The organism is Dyadobacter sp. HNCC25DJ184, assembly GCF_056895215.1.
The window spans coordinates 184,184-202,689 of the sequence record NZ_JBXHAQ010000007.1 but is presented as its reverse complement, the minus strand read 5'-3'; the positions used below and the strand labels follow the sequence as shown (position 1 = coordinate 202,689).

The following is an 18,506-nucleotide window of genomic DNA, read 5'->3' as shown; positions in this document are numbered from 1 at the left end:
CACCCTTTTTTTGGGTCGAACATGCAATATGAGCTAACGCCATTCAGCAAATTATAGATTTTAGAGACGAAAAAGCGAATTCTGCCGATATTGGGTAAAACAAATCAAAAAAAATCGTCTATATCTCAACATTTATGAAAAACAGTGTTGTAGCATACCAGCTTAAATAAATATCTTTACACTCATAAATCTAAAACAATCAAAAAAGGCGTTTTGTATGGACATTTTTGTAGGGAGTCTTTCCTTCAAATTGAAGGAAAGTGAGCTGCGGGAAGCATTTGAAAAATACGGAGAGGTTAGCTCTGTAAAAATCATAACTGATAAGATAACGCGTCAAAGCAAAGGCTTCGGTTTTGTGGAAATGCCAAACGAGGAAGAAGGTCAGCTTGCCATTAAATCTCTCAACGGAGCTGACATGTATGGACGTCCATTGGTTGTGAATGAATCTCAGAAAAAGGATGCCCGTCCTTCCAGACCAGATTCACCAGCTCCCCGGGTTGACCGGTATACCAGCAAAAAGGAGGATACCCCTGCTCAATCGTCATCTTCATCTACCGCTGGTGCTCAAAGAACATTTAGAAACAGCGACAGACCATCCAGCTCATCGAGTTTCGGCGGAGGAAAATCTAAAGATTTTGGCCGGGACAGAAATTCAGGCAGACCTGGTCAAAAAGGAGGCAGCTCCAGAAAAACTGACTCACGTAAAAACCGCGGTGGCGACGACGACTGGTATTGATAATAAATTGATACTCTAATGATATAAGAGAAATGGTGTCCCGCTTTGGGCACCTTTTTTTGTATCAGGTCATAGGCAATACAAGGATATTTGGTCGCAGACTATTCAGAGCTTTGACCTTTTGCGAAAAAAGAAGGTTAGGCGTGGCGGACGTTCGCACCTTTTGGCAATCTAACGCCTTAGAATCTGTCTATCAGAAGGTTTTTCATACTTCTTCCCTTCCCCGTCGAATCACTCGCCGCATCCGATTCATCCTTCTCGTCAATATATTCCCTTTTCCATTCTTTAATCAGATCGGTCCCTTTTGGCATAAATTGTAATGCCTTGGTAATGATATTGGGTGCGACTGGCACAACGATAGGGTATAGGTACGTATCCTTGGTTCGGTGTTCGGGAATCTGGATTCCGATCATGTTCACCAACCAGAAAAAAACGCTGATTCCGAAAACCCACGTTAATATTCCAACCATTGCACCCGCAAAACGATCAAATGTGCCCAGAATTGAATATCGCAGAGACCGACGTATCATATAACCAAACTGGTTCAGCAGGAAGATTGTCGGGAAGAATATCGCGGAGAAACCGATATAGGGCAAGATTTTTTTTGCCGAAGAATCACTGAAATAGGGGGTCAGGATATCCATTCCCAACCCCAGAAATTTGAAACCCAGGACCATCGCCACCACCATACCGGCGATGCCGATGATCTCGATCAATAAACCTTTACGGTAACCATGTAATGCCCCCCAAAGCAGAGGAAGAAGGATGACGACATCCAATAACTTCATGCGAGCAAACTCTTTACCAATGCAGAAACTACTTTTCCGTCGGCTTGTCCGGCCAATTCTTTGGTAGCAACTCCCATTACCTTACCCATATCAGATGGCGCAGACGCACCAACACGGGTAATGATTTCCTGAAGTTTGGATTTGATCTCGTCTTCTGTCAATTGTTTTGGGAGAAATTGCTCAATCACAGCAAGCTCTGCTTCCTCTTTAACCAGCAGATCTTCACGGTTTTGGGTTTTATAAATATCAGCGGACTCACGTCTTTGTTTGGCTGCTTTCGTAAGCAATTTCAACTCATCGTCGGCTGAAAGTTCGGCGGCTGCTCCGCCTTTTGTTTCTTCCAATAGTATCAAAGATTTGATGGCGCGTAACGCTCTCAATGTATCCTGATCTTTTGCGCGCATTGCATCTTTGATGCCTGCTTCGACCTGACTTTTTAATGACATGAAATATAAATTAATGATTGAATTACTGAAATTAAATAACTGAATGGCTGTTTTTGGAACCTGCGAATGTTAAATTTGTATCCAAGCCAACAAAGTTACAGGAATCATTATTAAGATAGAAGCTGCGAAGTATAGTTTCTGACCAGCCTCCGTTCTTTCATTCACCAATTGAAACATTCACTCATTGACTTGTGCCCATGACCAGATTAAGCGTTAACATTAACAAGATCGCTACACTCCGAAATTCGCGAGGCGGAGATAATCCTAACGTGTTGAAAGTAGCCCTTGACTGTGAACGCTTTGGAGCCGAGGGTATCACGGTGCATCCGCGGCCTGACGAAAGGCATATCCGCTATCAGGATGTGTTTGATCTAAAAGCGGAAGTCACAACTGAATTTAATATTGAGGGAAATCCTTCTGAAAAAAAGTTTGTCGATTTGGTATTGGCTACAATCCCTGACCAGGTAACGTTGGTTCCGGATGCCTTAAACGCGATTACCTCAAACGCTGGTTGGGACACAATCAAAAACGCGAAAGAGCTCACAGAGCTTGTAAAGATATTTAAAGGTGCCGGAATAAGAGTGTCCGTCTTTGTGGATCCCAATCCGGACATGGTGGAGGGAGCAAAGCAATGTGGTGCGGATAGAGTTGAATTATACACCGAACCATATGCAGCTCATTATTTTGAAAACCGTCAAAAAGCTGTAATTCCTTTTGTGAAAGCAGCAGAGAAAGCACGGGAAATCGGATTGGGTTTGAATGCCGGTCATGATTTGAGTTTGGATAACCTGCACTTTTTCAAACAAATGATACCGTGGCTTGATGAGGTTTCAATTGGCCATGCGCTTATCTCGGATGCTTTATATCTCGGTCTTGAGAATACTATTCAGATGTATTTGCGGGAATTGAAATTGTAGTTGTATTATAACATCGGCTTCCGGCGGTCGGCGTTGCACCGTGGAAAATAGTTCTACCTTGTTCGGTAGCCGAAAGCCGATGTTTTCAGAGATAAGTCGGATTCATTGCTAACAATTATTTCCCCCCAAACTTCTGAGCGATATTCATCGCTACTGCCATATCACCATCGATTTTTAGTTTGCCGGTCATCAACGCCATCATGGCATTCATGTCGCCGTCCATCAATTTCAACGCGTTCTTTACAGAAACCTCCAGCGTACAGTCAGCCTCGCCGTCAATGTTCGTGACGGTATTGGGAACGATGGTGCTATCGATGAACACAACCCCTTCATCAGTTAGGAATTTAACCGTGGCCTCTAAACCGGCATCTGTGCCCAACATTTCGGTAACACGATCTGTAAGAATTTGCAAACTCATTATTATTGTTATTTAAAATGGATTAGTTGTAATTTTTTATGGGTTGATCCTTACAAATGTAAGTTGCTGACAATAAAATTCAAATGCCTTTGGTGTTTTCAGCTAAATGCACAAATTTTGCCCTCTTTTTTGATACTATATTAATGTAAATCACTATGTCTGAAGCGCCAGTTCGCCCACTTTTTTTGACCATACTCTGTTTTTTAACTTTCATGAGTTCCGTGTCAGGTTTGTGGATGCAATCTGAAAAGTTGTGGAGCCCGGAAATTGCCGCCGAAAACATGAGAGAAGACTTCGGAAAGTTAAAAACCTCTGTCACTCAGCGTTCACAAACTGAAGAGGAAAAAAAGATGGTAGCTACGGTTTTTGAGGCAACAATTTCGGAAACCACGCCAAACAATATCCGAAATGGCGCCATCATCATGATCATCTTCGAGTCAATCGCTATGTACGCCGCCTATCTGATCTGGAATCTTCAAAAGAAGGGATACCATTTATATCTGATTGGTATGGTCTTAGCATTTCTGGCACCACTGTTTTTAATTGGCGGATGGTTTGGGGTAATTAATGCTTTCGCCGGTGTGCTGTCCAGTATTCTGATGGCAATCCTGTACACGTTAAACCGCAAATATTTGTATTAACTACCCTTGCTTCGGTAGTATTTCCAGCATTTCAAGTCCGAACTGATATGTGTAAACGAACTGCTATGGATGAAAATCCGGATTTGATCGGAGCCTCGCAATTGACAGATTGACTATCAACAATTTGCTCATAAACTCGACTAACTTTAAAAACCTGTGGCTAAAATGAAATGTCTCCTTGCATTCCAACAAGAAAAGATTTTATTTTGCGGGTCAAATTTGAAAATGGAAAATGGCTTTAATTAACAAAATCAGAGAAAAGTCCGGAATTGCAGTAACGGTAATCGCGATAAGCTTGATGCTTTTTATGGTAGGAGGTGACCTTATGGGGCCGAATTCCATGTTAGGAGGCAGCAATAACCAGACTGTGGGGGAGATTGCAGGCAAGAAAATTGATATCAAGGATTTTCAGAGTCGTGTGGATGCCTTTCGTCAGAATTACGAAGCACAAAGCGGAAGAAGCCTGAGTGAAAATGAATTAGGTTCTCTTCGGGACCAGGCGTGGAATCAATTTATCGTTGATATCGCTTACAAAAAACAATTCGACAAACTTGGTCTGACAGTTACAGATCAGGAACTGATGGATATGGTTCAGGGAAATCATATCAGCCCATCCATTCAACAGGCGTTTTCAGATCCTACAACAGGTCGTTTCGATAAGAACGCAGTGGTTAGCTATTTGAAAAACCTGAAAACTTTACCAATCGAACAGCAGAAATCATGGGTAACGTTTGAAAAGAGTCTGAAAGAAGAACGTATTCGTTCAAAATATGAAAACTTGCTTCGCCTTTCAAATTATACTCCAAAAGCGCAGGCTGAGAAAGAATACATCGCTCAGACCACAAAAGCGAATGTCAAATATCTTTACGTTCCATTTTTCTCGATCGTAGATACAACGATCAAGGTGACAGATTCACAGCTTGAATCGTATTTGAGCGCACACAGAGAAGAATATAAAGGAACTGATACACGTTCCATTGAGTACGTTACTTTCCCGGTTCAGCCGGCAAAGGATGATAGCGCGGCGCTATATACTGAAATCAAAGAATTGGCAAGAGGCCTTGCAACTGCACAGAATGACTCAGCTTTTGCAAAAATGAACTCTGATATTGCCTTGCCGATCAATATGTCGCTTGCGAATATGTCTGATCAGTTGAAAGAAGCTGTGAAGACTTTCGTTCCGGGTGGTGTTTACGGTCCATACCGTGAAGGAGATACTTACTTCATTTACAAATATGACGGAACTCGTCAGGACAGCGTGTCGTCTGCAAGAGCCAGTCATATTTTGATTCGCGCAGAAAACCAGTCGGATTCGGCGAAGGCTGCTGCGAAAGTGAAGGCAGAGGGAATTTTGGCTCAGATTAAAGCGGGTGCTAATTTCGAAGCATTGGCTGCAACTTCAAGTGCTGATCCAGGTTCTGCTCAAAGAGGCGGTGACCTGAATTACTTCCAGAACAATGGTGCAATGGTAAAACCATTTGAAGAAGCTGTGTTTTCGGCAACTTCTACAGGTCTGATCCCACGTCTGGTAGAAAGCCAGTTTGGGTACCATATCATCAAGGTAACTGCAACCAAATCAAATACGCTATATCGTATCGCGGCGATTGGAAAGACAATAGCTCCTAGCCAAAGTACAAGAGACGAAGCATATCGTAAAGCTGACGAATTTGTAAATTCAGTTAAGAGCAAAGAACAGTTTGACGAGGCGGTTAAGAAAAACAAGGCTTTGGTTTTGGCTACAGCAAACAGAATCCCTGAAAGCGCAACAAATGTTAACGCAATCCAGAATGGAAGAGATATCGTGCGTTGGGCGTTCAAAGACGATTCGAAATTGAATTCGGTTTCGCCGGTTTTTGAAACTGAAGAACAATATATAGTTGCAGTATTGGTTGGCAAATCAGATGCTGATAACGTGAAGGTGGATGACTTCCGCGACGAATTGACTACAAAAGTTCGTAACCAGATTAAGGCAGAGCAAATCGAGGCGAAACTGAAAGGTGCTTCCGGAGCTCTTGAGGCCATTGCAGCGAAATATGGCGCAGGTGCTTTAGTTGAGTCCGCTGCTGATATCTCTTTGGCAACCGGCTTCCTGACAAGCGCAGGTTTTGACCCGATTGCATTAGGAAAAGCATTTGGTTTGAAAGTTGGTCAGAAAACTGGTCCATTCACCGGAGAAAACGGCGTATTCATTATGGAGCTTCTTGCAAAAATTGATGCTCCTAAAATCGCAGATTTTACACAATACAAAACGCAGTTGACGCAGGCTCAGGAAAGCCGCAGCTCATATTTGGTAAATGAGGTGATTAGGGAAAACGCGAAGATCAAAGACAGCAGAGCGAAGTTCTTCTGATTAGAAAACATAGCAGCAATACTTATAGAGAGGGGTGAATATTTTCACTCCTCTTTTTCTTTTTAAGATCAGTATTTGAAAAAAAAGAAATAATATTGCAGTAAAAATTGTCAATCTTACACTTAATAATTTTTGTACGAAATAACGTGTGTTTTTAGCGCTGTTCGCAGCGAGCATTTCCGGGATTTTTTCAGAGTATAGAACTATTTAAAAATTAGTCAAATGAGTATTTTATTAGGAGAACAGGAGTATTTTAAAGGTATTGGCCAAATAAAGTTTGAAGGTGCGGAGTCTGACAACCCTCTTGCATATCGCTGGTACGATGAAAACAGAATAATTGGCGGTAAGACAATGAAAGAACACCTGCGCTTTGCGGTGGCTTACTGGCATACATTCTGCGGATCAGGTCTTGACCCGTTTGGAGGACCTACTTTGTTTTATCCATGGGATAAAAAACCGGATGCAGTGGACCGCGCTAAGGACAAAGCAGATGCTGCTTTTGAATTGATTACAAAATTGGGACTTCCATATTATTGCTTCCACGACATAGACGTTGTGGATTATACGGATGATGTGAAATCCAACGAAGGCAGATTGCAGGCACTGACTGCATATTTAAAGCAAAAGCAGGCTGACTCAGGTGTTAAATTACTTTGGGGAACTGCCAACCTTTTTGGTCATCACAGATATATGAACGGGGCGTCAACCAACCCTGATTTCAACGTGGTTGCGCATGCTGGTGCTCAGGTTAAAATGGCTCTGGACGCAACGATTGCATTGGGTGGTGAAAACTACGTATTCTGGGGAGGAAGAGAAGGGTATATGACGCTTCTCAATACAGATATGAAACGTGAGCAGGAGCATTTCGCACAAATGCTGAAAATATCTGTTGCTTACGCGAGAGCGAACGGTTTCACAGGTAAATTCTTCATTGAGCCAAAACCTTGCGAGCCGACCAAACATCAATATGATTACGACGCGGCGACTGTAATAGGTTTCCTTCGCCAGCACGACCTGTTGAACGACTTCGCGTTGAACCTTGAAGTAAACCACGCTACTTTGGCGGGTCATACTTTCGAGCATGAATTGCAGGTGGCTGCGGACGCTGGTATACTGGGTTCAATTGACGCCAACCGAGGTGATTATCAAAACGGATGGGATACAGATCAATTCCCGATTGATATCGCAGAGTGGACAAAATCATTGCTGGTTATTCTCGAAGCAGGTGGCCTGAAAGGCGGTGGTATCAACTTTGATGCGAAGAGACGTAGAAATTCAACAGATGTGGCGGACGTGTTCCATGCGCATATCGGGGGTATTGATACAGTTGCGCGGGCTTTGGTGATCGCTGACAAAATCAGAACCAACGGAGAGTTTGACAAAATCAGAAAAGAGCGTTACGCAAGTTTCGACTCAGGTAAAGGATCTGACTACGAAAATGGAAAACTAGGCCTTGCTGATCTTTTCGATCTTGCGGCGGCGAATGGCGAGCCTGCAACAATTTCAGGCCGTCAGGAGTATCTGGAGAATTTGATCAACAGATATATCTGATCAATATAAACAAAATGAAAAGTGGCTGTTCTGATTTATATTGGGGCAGCCATTTTTATTTTATTTATACCACAAATATGAAGGCATTAAGTTTTAATTTTATTAATGTGTTCATTATCTGGCAATTGCCTTCTATGCGTGTTGGGGAGAATGCCGGGATTTAGTAGTGGGTATTAAATTTTTACAGATTTTCTGAAATATTTTTTCACCCTTGAAACTTTCTTTCAAATTTACATGTATATACATTAAATGTAAATACATAAATTAAACTCAGATATAAAATGGCAACGCAAACAACATGGGTTATCGACCCAACGCATTCAGAAGTTCAGTTTAAAGTTAAACACCTTGTGATTTCTACAGTTACAGGTTCATTTAAGAAATTTGAGGGATCTGTGGTAAGTGAAGGCGATGATTTCGATGGTGCCACTGTTACTTTTTCTGCTGATACAGAAAGCATTGATACCAATCAGGAGCAACGTGACGGCCACTTGAAATCAGGAGATTTCTTCGATGCAGAGAATTTCCCAAAACTTTCTTTCACTGGTGTGCTTGCTAAAAAAGGTGACGAGGATTATTCATTGAAAGGTGATCTTACAGTTAAGGATATCACAAAACCATTTGAGTTGAAAGTGGAATATGGCGGAAACACTACCGATCCGTATGGCAACAACAAGTCTGGTTTTGAGTTGACTGGCAAGCTGAACAGAAAAGAATTTGGTCTTACGTGGAGTGCTGTTACTGAGGCAGGTGGTGTAGTAGTAGGAGATGAAGTGAAGCTGATCGCCAATATTCAGATCGTTAAGCAATAATTTATTCCAGGCTGAGGGAGTGAGTCAGGTCATTTAGATGATGGTTGATTCTGACTATTAATTCCCGAGATATCGATTGCTTTGTTCAATGGAGCATATACCTCTTAAGACGATGGGTGTGTGCTCCATTGTTTTTTTACGCAAATTGGCAGGCTTTTTAAGGGGTAAAATTCTTTTGCGTCGTCAGATTGTTATTACCTTAGACAAAAAAAAGCTTCACATTGATAATTGAAACACGTGCCTACGCGCGAGCGGGGCTATTAGGTAATCCTTCCGATGGCTTTTTTGGCAAGACAATTGCCATATCGGTTCGTAATTTCGGTGCATCGATTTCACTTTACGAGTCGCCAGAGCTGCATATCGAGCCACAACCTCAGGACGACAACACTTTTAAAAGCATATTCCATTTGCGCGACTCGGTAACGATGCTGGGGTATAATGGAGGTATTCCGTTGATTAAGGCGGGTATCAAAAAGTTTGCAGACTATTGTGAGGAAAATGGCATAAAGCTTCAGAATAAAAGCTTTACGGTGCGCTATCGGTCTTCTATCCCACGGCAAGTAGGCATGTCTGGCTCCAGCGCGATATTGGTGGCCTTGTTTCGAGCTTTGATGCAATTTTACAAGGTTGAAATTCCGATTGAGATATTGCCACAACTGGTCATGGTAAGCGAAACCGAGGAGCTGGGTATCGCTGCCGGCCTGCAGGATCGTGTGATCCAGTGTTATGAAGGATGTGTATATATGGATTTCGACAAATCCTTAATCCAGGCGCGGGGATATGGCGATTATAAGCGGATTGATCCACGCCTTTTGCCAAAACTATATGTAGCCTATAACACTAACCTGAGCAAAGTTTCAGGGAAAGTGCATAGCGATGTCCGCGCGCGGTTTGATCGTGGAGAGGAGGAGGTGATCAAGGTAATGGGTCAAATCGCTCAAAAGGCGGAGGATGGCCACAAAGCTTTAATGGAAGGTCGAGCAGACGATTTGCACAGTCTGATGAACGAGAATTTTGACCTTCGTTGCAAGATTTACAACGTGCCTGAGTCCAATAAAAAACTGATCAACGCGGCCAGAGCATGTGGCGCATCAGCAAAGTTCGCGGGCTCAGGAGGAACGATCATCGGGATATACCGCGACGATGATATGCTGAACCAACTCTTTGTGGAATTGAAAAAATACAGAGCAAGAGTAATTAAGCCGTTTGTGGTGTAGCTGTTAGCTTTTAGGAGTTAGCAGTTAGTTATCGCGAAGGCGGGATCTCTGGTAATATTTCATTAATTAAAGAAGCAGACTTTAGCGATATTAAAAAAATAAAAGCTAACAACTAGAAGCTCAAAATTAACTTATTCATAGGCAGCCGTCTAGCAGCTAATAGCCCGGAGCTAAAAGCCAATAGCTAACTGCTAAAAGCCAACAAAACATGATTCGTAAAGCCGTTATACCCGCTGCGGGCCTTGGGACCCGATTTTTGCCTGCTACTAAGTCAATGCCGAAGGAAATGCTTCCAATTATTGATATCCCGACGATTCAATATGTGGTGCAGGAGGCGGTGGACTCAGGTATTGAGGATATTCTAATCATTTCCGGAAAAGGGAAACGCGCCATAGAAGACCACTTCGACAGAAACGTGGAGTTGGAAAGTCGACTCGAAGAAAAAGAGGACTTGATGTGGTTCAATGAAATGCGCAGGCTGGCCGATATGGCCAACGTGCATTTCGTAAGACAAAAGGAGGCGAATGGACTCGGAGATGCAATTTATTACGCCAGGCATCATGTCGGCAATGAGCCATTTGCGGTATTACTGGGCGATACTATCATGGATTCGGTAATTCCCGTAACACAGCAATTGATGGACACCTATGAACAATATGGCGGATCTGTCATCGCGGTTGAGGAAGTGCCGACCAATAAAGTGAATAGATATGGCATTGTGGGAGGGACAGCGATGAGTGATATTATTCTGAACCTGAATACTTTGGTAGAAAAACCTGCGATTGAGCTGGCTCCATCAAACCTTGCCATTGCAGGACGATATATCCTTACGCCTCAGATTTTTGAGACGATAGAACAAACGCCAAAAGGGAAAAACAACGAAATTCAGCTAACAGACTCGTTGTTACTACTTTTGAAACGTGAGAATATCTTTGCCCACCATATCGAAGGCAAGCGACACGATATCGGCGATAAGCTCGATTATTTAAAAACGACAGTCGAATTTGCCTTAAAAAGAAAAGAATTTGCAGAACCTTTCCGCAAATTCCTTCTTGATATATTGGCTGAAAAATAAGGGCTTGTCAGGGTTTGCTATCTTGTTGGTAAACCCTGACATAATCCACTTCAAATTTGGCTGGAAAAGGGGTCGAAGAGGGATCTCCTCCGTTATCCCCACCGATGGCGAGTCCCAATAAAACATATTGTGGTTGATGAAAGGGGTTTCGGTGAGGAGGGTTGGCATTCTTCGTTTTGGACAAATCAATCTCGTTCATCAGGAGGTCATCAACATATAATCTTATGAATTTCTCGTCCCAGTCCATCCGCCAGATATGGAATTTGCTTGACCATTCGGGATCTTTAAAATCGCTGATCGGTTTTTTTACGGTGCTCCATATTCCTTTCCATCTTTCCGTAGAACCCCAGACTGCGTTGGCGAGAATCGTACCCCTGTAAAATTCCATGATATCAATTTCGCCATTTTCAGGCCATTCACCGTCGGTGCCCAAGGTCCAGAAAGCTGGCCACATGCCTAAGCGAGTATCAATTCTGCCCCTCATTTCGAACCTACCATAGAGCCAGCTTTGCAATCCAGAGGTGATTATACTTGCTGAGGTGTATTTCGAATATTCTCGACTCTCTCTCCATTCATTGCTTCCTACTTTATATCCCGGATTTTTCACCGCCTCTTTTCGGGCTTCAATAATGAGCATTCCATCTTTACAAAACGCATTTTGTCCCTGGAACCATTGATCTTCATGATTTCTCACAAAACCGATTTCCGGTTTCCAATTCTGCGGGTTAGGCGCGCCATCTTTGTCGAACTCGTCCGCCCAAACCAGTTTCCATTGCGCTTGAACTGACTGTGTAAACAGCAGTAAAAAAGTAAAAATTATACCGATTGAAGCTATTCTGATCATATGCATTTCGTTTGTTTTGTTATAAGCTCATATCCGGCTCGTTCTACCAAAAAGAGATTAAACGCAGAGTGTAAAGAGTCCAGCGCTGAGTTTCAAGGAGTTGTTTATTATACTGCGAATTCGGCATATTTTCAAAGGAACTGGGCGTTTAAACATCTTTCGATCCATTTTAGCCAAAATTTAAAACAGTTTCACCTAAATTAGCCTCAGGTACATTTAATATGGAATGAGCAGAATATTTGAGGTTCTCAAAAAAGCAGGTTTGGACGGGTTTCTGTTAGCGTTGTTGTCGATGATTTTTCTGGCATATTTGTGGCCATACCCCGGCATGAAAAGCAGCGCCATTCCTCTCAACGAGATTTCAACTTATGGTGTTTCACTGGTTTTCTTCTTTTACGGATTACGATTGGATCCTCAGAAGTTCAAAACAGGTTTATCCAACTGGCGGCTCCACGTACTGATTCACATTGCAACTTTTATTCTTTTTCCCCTGATCATATTTGCATTTCGTCCGCTGGCAGTAGGCGAGGAACGATATATGCTGTGGCTTGCCATTTTCTTTCTCAGCGCGCTTCCATCGACTGTATCGTCGTCCGTGGTAATGGTCTCTATCGCCAGGGGCAATATCCCGGCAGCAATTTTTAACGCAAGCATATCAAGCCTGATCGGCGTTTTCATTACACCGTTTTGGATGAGTTTTGTGCTTGAAGGTTCTGCTACGAATTATGATCTGATATCAGTAGTCGGAAAACTTTCTTTACAAGTATTACTTCCAGTGACTTTGGGGTTGGTTTTGAACAAGAAATGGGGAAATTGGGCTGAAAGGAACAAAAAATACATCAAGTATCTGGACCAGTCGACCATATTACTCATCGTATATACCTCGTTCTGCGAGTCGTTTGGAGAACATCTGTTTGACAATTTGTCGCTCAGCGATATACTTTTTTTAGGCCTGGGTATGCTGATGTTGTTTTTCGGAATTTTTTTCATGCTAACTTACATATGCCGTTTTTTGAGTTTCAGCCGTGAAGATGAAATCACAGCAGTGTTTTGCGGTTCTAAAAAGTCGTTGGTCCAGGGCGCGGTGATGTCGAAGGTTTTGTTCTCCGGCGCTCAGGCAGGTGTAATGCTGCTGCCCATCATGCTATATCATGCATTGCAGCTGATCGTAGCTAGTATTATCGCCCAGCGCCTTGCCCGAAAAGCGGATGTTCTAAGTAAAAATGGTTGAACCATAGAGGAGTTTAGAATAATTAAGTCTTGGTGTTTTGTACAATTTAATGGTGCGTAAAATAGGAGGTGATAGTCACATCAAATGGAAGGATTAAAAGATTTGAAAACTATGCAAAATGACCGTTTGAGCCACCCGATTCATCTTTCGCGACCCCGGCTCATCCACTCGTTCACTCATTCACACATTAAACGATGAAATTGCTTTCCTGGGTCATACGATTTGCTGTGTTTTGTCTTTTGCTGGTTGGGCTGAAAAGCGTTTACAACAGTTTTACGTCAGGTAACTGGCTGCCGAAGTGGTTTGCTGGCGAGGACCAGATCGAGACGACCCATACGGTGGTATTGCAGGAAATAACAGCGATGGGTAAACTCGAATTAGTGAAATATAACTTCAAAGACGTCGTCGAGCAGGAAATTGTAAAAACCTGGCTGCCCAATGCAAAAGCAGTATTGATCGTCCAGGGAGAGGCCATTGGCTGTATCGACCTCACGAAAGTCGTAATTGCCGATATTACCACTGAGCAAGAGACGCTGGTAGTTCATTTACCAGACCCGGAGCTTTGCGTTTTTAAAATAGATCACAGTAAGTCAAAGGTTTACAATACCGAGTATGCGTTTACAGAAGAGGCGAAATTAGTGGAGGAGGCCTATAAACAAGCTGAAAAGCAAATAGAGCGTTCGGCATTGGATATGGGTATATTGGATCAAACCCGTGAAAATGCACGTAAGATATTGACCCCAATGTTAGAAAAGGCTTCGGGCAAAAAGGTATTGCTGAAATTCCCGATGACTGCAGATATTGACAAATTGCGATAATACATAACCCGTACATATTACAGCCTATGCTAACCCTTGAAAGACTCTCTCAACTGATTGAAGATAACCAGATTGAAACCATCGTCGTCGCGTTTACGGACCACTACGGCAGGTTGATGGGGAAAAGGGTGGATGCAGAATATTTTCTTGATTCAGTTGCCAAAAGCGGAACGCATGGTTGTGATTATTTGCTGACAACGGATATGGAAATGGAGCCGGTTCCGGGTTATAAATATGCCAACTGGGAACTGGGATACGGTGATTTTCATATGGTTCCGGATCTTTCGACATTGCGTGTTGCAGACTGGCTTGAGAAAACGGCTATCGTCATTTGTGATTTGTTTAACGAGAAAACTCATACCACAGAGAGCGTAGCTCCGCGTTCCATTCTGAGAAAACAATTGGAAATACTGGAAGGCGACGACCTGAAGTGTTTTGCCGCTTCCGAATTGGAATATTACCTTTTGGAAAACAGCTACAAGGAAGCTTTTCAAAAACACTATCAGGACCTTACACCTGCGGGATATTACCTCGAAGATTATCACATTCTGCAAGGGACACGAAATGAGAAATTTACTTCTGTTGTCCGTCGACATTTGAAAAATTCAGGCATAGCGGTCGAGACTTCAAAAGGCGAGTGGGGTTTGGGCCAGCATGAATTGAATGTAAAATATGCGGAGGTTTTGCCGATGGCCGACAACCACGTGATATATAAACAGTGTATGAAAGAAGTGGCAGATGCCATGGGGCTTTCAGTCACGTTTATGGCTAAATTTGCGACGGATCAGGCCGGTTCAAGCAGCCATATTCATATGAGTTTGTGGAAGGATGGGAAAAATGCGTTTGCCGGCGACCAGCAATTTGGTCCGGTAAAAGGATCCGACTTGTTTAGATGGTTCCTGGGTGGATGGATTAAATATACCCCTGATGTTATGCCTTTTTACGCACCAACTGTCAATTCATACAAGCGATTCGTGGACGGCTCCTGGGCACCAACGAGATTAGCCTGGAGTTACGACAACCGTACCGCTGGCTTTCGGGTAGTGGGCAGTGGCGCGAGCTTGCGTATAGAGTGCAGGATTCCTGGAGCCGACTGCAATCCATATCTGGCTTTTGCGGCCTCTCTTGCCTCAGGGCTGGCAGGGATTGAAAACAAGATCGAACCGCCGGAAATTTTCGTGGGTGATATTTATGCAGCTGCACATTTACCTCGCGTGCCTTATACACTAGCCGAGGCGATTACCTTGTTCGAAAACAGTGAGTTTGCTAAAAAAACCTTCGGTACTGACGTGGTGGAACACTATACCCATTTCTTCAAATCGGAACAAAAGGATTATGACAAAACCGTAACCGATTGGGAAAGAAAACGATACTTTGAAAGAATCTGATAGTTTGCCGTACTTTTTGAAAAATTAATAAACCTATATCAAATGCGCTTAAAAGATAAAGTAGCTCTTATTACTGGCGGAAGCGGCGGGATTGGCCGTGAAACCGCGATATTGTTTGCCAAAGAAGGTGCTAAAATCATCGTGACAGATGTGAATGCGGAAGGAGGAAAAGAGACAGCAGACCTGATCACTGCCGAAGGTGGCGAAGCATTTTTCCTGGTGTCTGATGTATCGAAAGCAGCAGATTGTGAAGCAGCAGTCGCGCTGGCGGAAGAGAAATTCGGAAAATTGAATATTGCATTTTTCAACGCAGGTATCATGCACAGCGACGATGACAATGCGGAAACGACTGAGGAAGCGATATGGGATCTGACGATGAATATCAATGCCAAAGGGGTGTTTTTGGGATGTAAATATGCGATTCCGGCGTTGAAGAGAGCGGGCGGTGGGTCAATTATCAATACTGCTTCTTTTGTAGCTATTTTGGGTGCGGCGACACCACAGGTTGCATATACAGCCAGTAAAGGTGCCGTTTTAGCGCTGACTCGTGAGTTGGCAGTGATTCATGCGCGCGAGAATATTCGTGTCAATGCACTTTGTCCGGGACCGTTGAGAACTGAACTTTTGATGAAGTTTTTAAATACGGAAGAAAAGAAACAACGCCGTCTGGTACATATTCCGATGGGCCGTTTCGGCGAAGCAAAAGAGATGGCATATGCTGCTTTGTTCCTTGCTTCCGACGAGTCTTCATATGTGACTGGAACTGACTTTTTAGTAGACGGAGGTATTACTTCAGCATACGTTACGCCTCTATAATTATATCACTTTAGTATTTATCAAGAAGGTTTACGCCAAGCTTTGGGAGGGTCACGCCCAGAGGTCGGCGCTGAGTTAGGCGGAGAATTGGTTTTGCATATCGCGAAGCTTTCGAAAAAACTCCCCATAACTCTGCGTCAACCTCTTGCGAACTCCGCGTTTAAACGTTAGAACCTAGTGGCGACATACCAATTACTTTATAAAAGAAAATGGCTGTACAGAAAACAATAAGCCCGATTGACGGGTCAGTATATGTAGAGAGGGAGTTGGCCGATCAGGCGATGGTTGAAAATGCTTTGGATAAAGCAGTAGAAGCGCAAAGTTTGTGGAAGAAAACATCGTTGGTTGAAAGGGAGATCGTTTGCCGACGTGCGGTGGAATACTTTTTGGATCATGCAGACGAGATCGGAGAGGAGTTGACATGGCAGATGGGGCGCCCGATCAGATATACTGCCAACGAAATTCGAAAAGGTTTTCAGGAGCGCGCCAATTTTATGATATCGGCTGCTGCTCAGGCACTTGCTGATGTGGAAGTCGAAGAAATTCCAGGCTTCAGGCGCTTTATCCGGAGAGACCCGCTCGGTGTTGTTTTTGTTGTAGCGCCCTGGAATTATCCATATCTGACCTCAGTAAATTCAGTGATTCCGGCGATTATGGCGGGAAATGCAGTGATTTTGAAGCATGCGCAACAGACACCTTTGTGCGCAGAGCGATATGCTGCCGCTTTTGAATATGCCGGTTTGCCAGAGGGAGTTTTCCAGTATTTACATTTGAGTCATGATCAGGTAGCCGGTATTATTGGTGATCAGAGGGTTGACTATGTGGCTTTTACAGGATCAGTAGAAGGCGGTCATGCGGTTCAGAAAGCGATTAATGAGCGTTTTATCATCGGTGGGTTGGAATTGGGCGGGAAGGATCCTGCTTACGTTCGCTCCGATGCAAATCTGGATAATGCCATTGAAAACCTGGTGGATGGTTCATTTTTCAATTCGGGTCAGTCGTGTTGTGGAATTGAGCGGATATATGTCCACAAAGATGTTTATGATGATTTTGTAAAGGGTTTTGTAGACCAAACGAATACCTATACTCTGGGCGATCCTTTGGACCAGAATACGACTTTAGGGCCGATGGTCAGGAGTTCGGCTGCGGCTTTTGCCCAAAATCAGATCGACGAGGCGATAGCAAACGGAGCGGAGGCTTTGATAAAAACGGATCATTTTCCGCACCACAAATCAGGTACACCCTATTTGGCGCCTCAGGTTTTGGTAAATGTGAACCATAATATGAGCATTATGACGGAAGAAACATTCGCGCCGGTCGTAGGCATTATGCCTGTTGAAAGCGATGACGAAGCGATCCGTTTGATGAATGATAGCCAGTATGGACTGACCGCTTCTATATGGACATCCGATGTAGACGCTGCACTTCTGATTGGCGAACAGGTGGAGACCGGAACATGGTTTATGAACCGCTGCGATTATCTGGATCCTGCTTTGGCCTGGACTGGCGTTAAAAATTCAGGGCGTGGGTGTACACTCTCTGCTATCGGTTATGAGGCATTAACAAGACCAAAATCATATCATTTAAAGTTGATGTAGTGTTGATTGCTGTTTAAACGCTGAGTGTTCAGAGTTTATCGCAAAGTTACGCGGAGTTTTCTTTCGCTGCGTAACTCTGCGAATACTCCTTTGACGCCGCGGTTAAATATTTAAAAAGGACCAGTATATGAAAGTCGGGCTGTTAGAATGTGACCATGTCCGTGAAGAGCTGTTACATATCGCCGGAGACTATCGTGAAATGTTTCCGGCTCTGTTTTTACAGGTCGCTCCGGATTGGGAATTTAAATTTTATGACGTTTGCAACAATGATTTCCCCGAGTCGGTGGAAGAATGCGATGTCTATATATGCACAGGCTCCAAGTTCTCGGTTTATGACAACGAGGATTGGATATTGAAGTTGAAAGACTTTGTTCGAAAAGTTGCGGCGTCGCAACAGATTTATATCGGGGTATGTTTTGGTCACCAAATGTTGGGCGAAGCAATGGGTGGGCGTGTTCGAAAAGCTGACATCGGTTGGTGCGTAGGTGTACATGAATTTCAGGTATTGAAGCCGCTTCCCTGGATGAATCCATTCAAACCATCTTTTAATTTGTTAATGATGTGCCAGGATCAGGTCATTGATTTACCGCCCAATAGTCGTGTTTTGGCGAAAAGTGCATATTGTCCAAATGCCATGATAACGGTTGGAGAGCGGATATTGGGAATACAGGCGCATCCGGAATTTCCGAAAGCATATGACAAAGCGCTCATGGAACTGCGTATAGATCGTATGGGGAAGGAGAAAGTGAAAACTGGTATTGCGAGTTTGGAATTGCCGACGGACGAACTGCTTTTTGCTGGCTGGGTCAAAAATTATATTGAAGACGTTAAATCGAGGACAGTTTAACACATTAAGAATT

18 protein-coding genes are annotated in these 18,506 nt (G+C 43.4%); 14 read left to right on the top strand and 4 right to left on the bottom strand.

The annotated features are described in order from the left end of the window. The first annotated feature begins 217 nt into the window (after nt 1–217). On the top strand, nt 218–736 hold the full coding sequence (locus AC1XUD_RS12925; RefSeq protein ID WP_483361425.1) for an RNA recognition motif domain-containing protein: 519 nt from the start codon (nt 218–220) through the stop codon (nt 734–736). Between the two features lie 179 nt (nt 737–915). Here the strand turns inward: AC1XUD_RS12925 and AC1XUD_RS12920 are convergent, their stop codons facing one another. Both AC1XUD_RS12920 and AC1XUD_RS12915 read right to left on the bottom strand, forming a co-directional pair. Beyond that, nucleotides 916–1,524 carry a CvpA family protein gene (locus AC1XUD_RS12920; protein ID WP_483361424.1) on the bottom strand — a complete coding sequence of 203 codons (609 nt, stop codon included), beginning with the start codon at nt 1,522–1,524 and terminating at the stop codon, nt 916–918. Next, nucleotides 1,521–1,970: a GatB/YqeY domain-containing protein gene (locus tag AC1XUD_RS12915; RefSeq protein WP_483361423.1), complete on the bottom strand. Its 450-nt coding sequence runs from the start codon at nt 1,968–1,970 to the stop codon at nt 1,521–1,523. The genes AC1XUD_RS12920 and AC1XUD_RS12915 overlap by 4 nt, the downstream gene beginning before the upstream one ends. 197 nt (nt 1,971–2,167) lie before the next feature. On the opposite strand from AC1XUD_RS12915, the gene AC1XUD_RS12910 reads away from it, so the two are divergent. Then, nucleotides 2,168–2,887 (top strand): pyridoxine 5'-phosphate synthase, encoded by a 720-nt coding sequence (locus AC1XUD_RS12910; protein WP_483361422.1) that lies wholly within the window; start codon nt 2,168–2,170, stop codon nt 2,885–2,887. A gap of 115 nt (nt 2,888–3,002) precedes the next feature. Here AC1XUD_RS12910 and AC1XUD_RS12905 read toward each other — a convergent pair whose 3' ends face one another. Then, nucleotides 3,003–3,305 (bottom strand): SCP2 sterol-binding domain-containing protein, encoded by a 303-nt coding sequence (locus AC1XUD_RS12905; RefSeq protein ID WP_483361421.1) that lies wholly within the window; start codon nt 3,303–3,305, stop codon nt 3,003–3,005. Nucleotides 3,306–3,517: 212 nt separating this feature from the next. Between AC1XUD_RS12905 and AC1XUD_RS12900 the strand changes: the two genes are divergently transcribed. From AC1XUD_RS12900 to galU, 6 genes are all read left to right on the top strand, one after another. Further along, nucleotides 3,518–3,946 carry a hypothetical protein gene (locus AC1XUD_RS12900; RefSeq protein WP_483361420.1) on the top strand — a complete coding sequence of 143 codons (429 nt, stop codon included), beginning with the start codon at nt 3,518–3,520 and terminating at the stop codon, nt 3,944–3,946. A gap of 232 nt (nt 3,947–4,178) precedes the next feature. After that, nucleotides 4,179–6,296 carry a peptidylprolyl isomerase gene (locus AC1XUD_RS12895; RefSeq protein WP_483361419.1) on the top strand — a complete coding sequence of 706 codons (2,118 nt, stop codon included), beginning with the start codon at nt 4,179–4,181 and terminating at the stop codon, nt 6,294–6,296. 222 nt (nt 6,297–6,518) lie between these two features. After that, nucleotides 6,519–7,847, top strand: a complete 1,329-nt coding sequence (gene xylA, locus AC1XUD_RS12890; RefSeq protein ID WP_483361418.1) for a xylose isomerase — start codon at nt 6,519–6,521, stop codon at nt 7,845–7,847. 281 nt (nt 7,848–8,128) lie between these two features. Then, complete coding sequence (locus AC1XUD_RS12885; protein WP_483361417.1) at nt 8,129–8,659, top strand: YceI family protein; 531 nt, start codon at nt 8,129–8,131, stop codon at nt 8,657–8,659. Nucleotides 8,660–8,880: 221 nt separating this feature from the next. Beyond that, nucleotides 8,881–9,876, top strand: coding sequence for a mevalonate kinase family protein (locus AC1XUD_RS12880; protein ID WP_483361416.1), 996 nt, complete (start codon nt 8,881–8,883; stop codon nt 9,874–9,876). A gap of 208 nt (nt 9,877–10,084) precedes the next feature. Continuing rightward, a complete protein-coding gene (gene galU / locus AC1XUD_RS12875) occupies nt 10,085–10,951 on the top strand; it encodes a UTP--glucose-1-phosphate uridylyltransferase GalU (RefSeq protein WP_483361415.1) in 867 nt (288 codons plus the stop codon). A 7-nt stretch (nt 10,952–10,958) separates the two neighbouring features. On the opposite strand, the gene AC1XUD_RS12870 is transcribed toward galU, so the two are convergent. Continuing rightward, the gene (locus AC1XUD_RS12870; protein WP_483361414.1) at nt 10,959–11,795 is read right to left on the bottom strand and encodes a glycoside hydrolase family 16 protein; all 837 of its coding nucleotides are present in this window, start codon (nt 11,793–11,795) and stop codon (nt 10,959–10,961) included. 226 nt (nt 11,796–12,021) lie between these two features. On the opposite strand from AC1XUD_RS12870, the gene AC1XUD_RS12865 reads away from it, so the two are divergent. The 6 genes from AC1XUD_RS12865 to AC1XUD_RS12840 all read left to right on the top strand — a co-directional run bounded on the left by AC1XUD_RS12865 (nt 12,022) and on the right by AC1XUD_RS12840 (nt 18,493). Further along, nucleotides 12,022–13,026 carry a bile acid:sodium symporter family protein gene (locus tag AC1XUD_RS12865; RefSeq protein WP_483361413.1) on the top strand — a complete coding sequence of 335 codons (1,005 nt, stop codon included), beginning with the start codon at nt 12,022–12,024 and terminating at the stop codon, nt 13,024–13,026. 194 nt (nt 13,027–13,220) lie between these two features. Next, nucleotides 13,221–13,844, top strand: a complete 624-nt coding sequence (locus AC1XUD_RS12860; RefSeq protein ID WP_483361412.1) for a DUF4230 domain-containing protein — start codon at nt 13,221–13,223, stop codon at nt 13,842–13,844. Between the two features lie 26 nt (nt 13,845–13,870). Further along, a complete protein-coding gene (locus AC1XUD_RS12855) occupies nt 13,871–15,232 on the top strand; it encodes a glutamine synthetase family protein (protein WP_483361411.1) in 1,362 nt (453 codons plus the stop codon). 42 nt (nt 15,233–15,274) lie between these two features. After that, nucleotides 15,275–16,048, top strand: coding sequence for a glucose 1-dehydrogenase (locus AC1XUD_RS12850; RefSeq protein WP_483361410.1), 774 nt, complete (start codon nt 15,275–15,277; stop codon nt 16,046–16,048). A 209-nt stretch (nt 16,049–16,257) separates the two neighbouring features. Beyond that, entirely contained in the window at nt 16,258–17,646 is a 1,389-nt protein-coding gene (locus AC1XUD_RS12845) for an aldehyde dehydrogenase family protein (protein ID WP_483361409.1), read from the top strand. Nucleotides 17,647–17,773: 127 nt separating this feature from the next. Further along, complete coding sequence (locus AC1XUD_RS12840) at nt 17,774–18,493, top strand: glutamine amidotransferase-related protein (protein WP_483361408.1); 720 nt, start codon at nt 17,774–17,776, stop codon at nt 18,491–18,493. Nucleotides 18,494–18,506 lie beyond the last annotated feature (13 nt).

Bases quoted from the DNA above. Each gene is read 5' to 3' on its own strand.
- AC1XUD_RS12920 (WP_483361424.1), bottom strand. From the start codon at position 1,524: ATGAAGTTATTGGATGTCGTCATCCTTCTTCCTCTGCTTTGGGGGGCA.
- xylA (WP_483361418.1), top strand. From the start codon at position 6,519: ATGAGTATTTTATTAGGAGAACAGGAGTATTTTAAAGGTATTGGCCAA.
- AC1XUD_RS12840 (WP_483361408.1), top strand. From the start codon at position 17,774: ATGAAAGTCGGGCTGTTAGAATGTGACCATGTCCGTGAAGAGCTGTTA.
- AC1XUD_RS12855 (WP_483361411.1), top strand. From the start codon at position 13,871: ATGCTAACCCTTGAAAGACTCTCTCAACTGATTGAAGATAACCAGATT.
- AC1XUD_RS12905 (WP_483361421.1), bottom strand. From the start codon at position 3,305: ATGAGTTTGCAAATTCTTACAGATCGTGTTACCGAAATGTTGGGCACA.
- AC1XUD_RS12910 (WP_483361422.1), top strand. From the start codon at position 2,168: ATGACCAGATTAAGCGTTAACATTAACAAGATCGCTACACTCCGAAAT.
- AC1XUD_RS12915 (WP_483361423.1), bottom strand. From the start codon at position 1,970: ATGTCATTAAAAAGTCAGGTCGAAGCAGGCATCAAAGATGCAATGCGC.
- AC1XUD_RS12895 (WP_483361419.1), top strand. From the start codon at position 4,179: ATGGCTTTAATTAACAAAATCAGAGAAAAGTCCGGAATTGCAGTAACG.
- AC1XUD_RS12860 (WP_483361412.1), top strand. From the start codon at position 13,221: ATGAAATTGCTTTCCTGGGTCATACGATTTGCTGTGTTTTGTCTTTTG.
- AC1XUD_RS12865 (WP_483361413.1), top strand. From the start codon at position 12,022: ATGAGCAGAATATTTGAGGTTCTCAAAAAAGCAGGTTTGGACGGGTTT.
- AC1XUD_RS12925 (WP_483361425.1), top strand. From the start codon at position 218: ATGGACATTTTTGTAGGGAGTCTTTCCTTCAAATTGAAGGAAAGTGAG.
- AC1XUD_RS12870 (WP_483361414.1), bottom strand. From the start codon at position 11,795: ATGATCAGAATAGCTTCAATCGGTATAATTTTTACTTTTTTACTGCTG.
- AC1XUD_RS12900 (WP_483361420.1), top strand. From the start codon at position 3,518: ATGAGTTCCGTGTCAGGTTTGTGGATGCAATCTGAAAAGTTGTGGAGC.
- galU (WP_483361415.1), top strand. From the start codon at position 10,085: ATGATTCGTAAAGCCGTTATACCCGCTGCGGGCCTTGGGACCCGATTT.
- AC1XUD_RS12885 (WP_483361417.1), top strand. From the start codon at position 8,129: ATGGCAACGCAAACAACATGGGTTATCGACCCAACGCATTCAGAAGTT.
- AC1XUD_RS12845 (WP_483361409.1), top strand. From the start codon at position 16,258: ATGGCTGTACAGAAAACAATAAGCCCGATTGACGGGTCAGTATATGTA.
- AC1XUD_RS12850 (WP_483361410.1), top strand. From the start codon at position 15,275: ATGCGCTTAAAAGATAAAGTAGCTCTTATTACTGGCGGAAGCGGCGGG.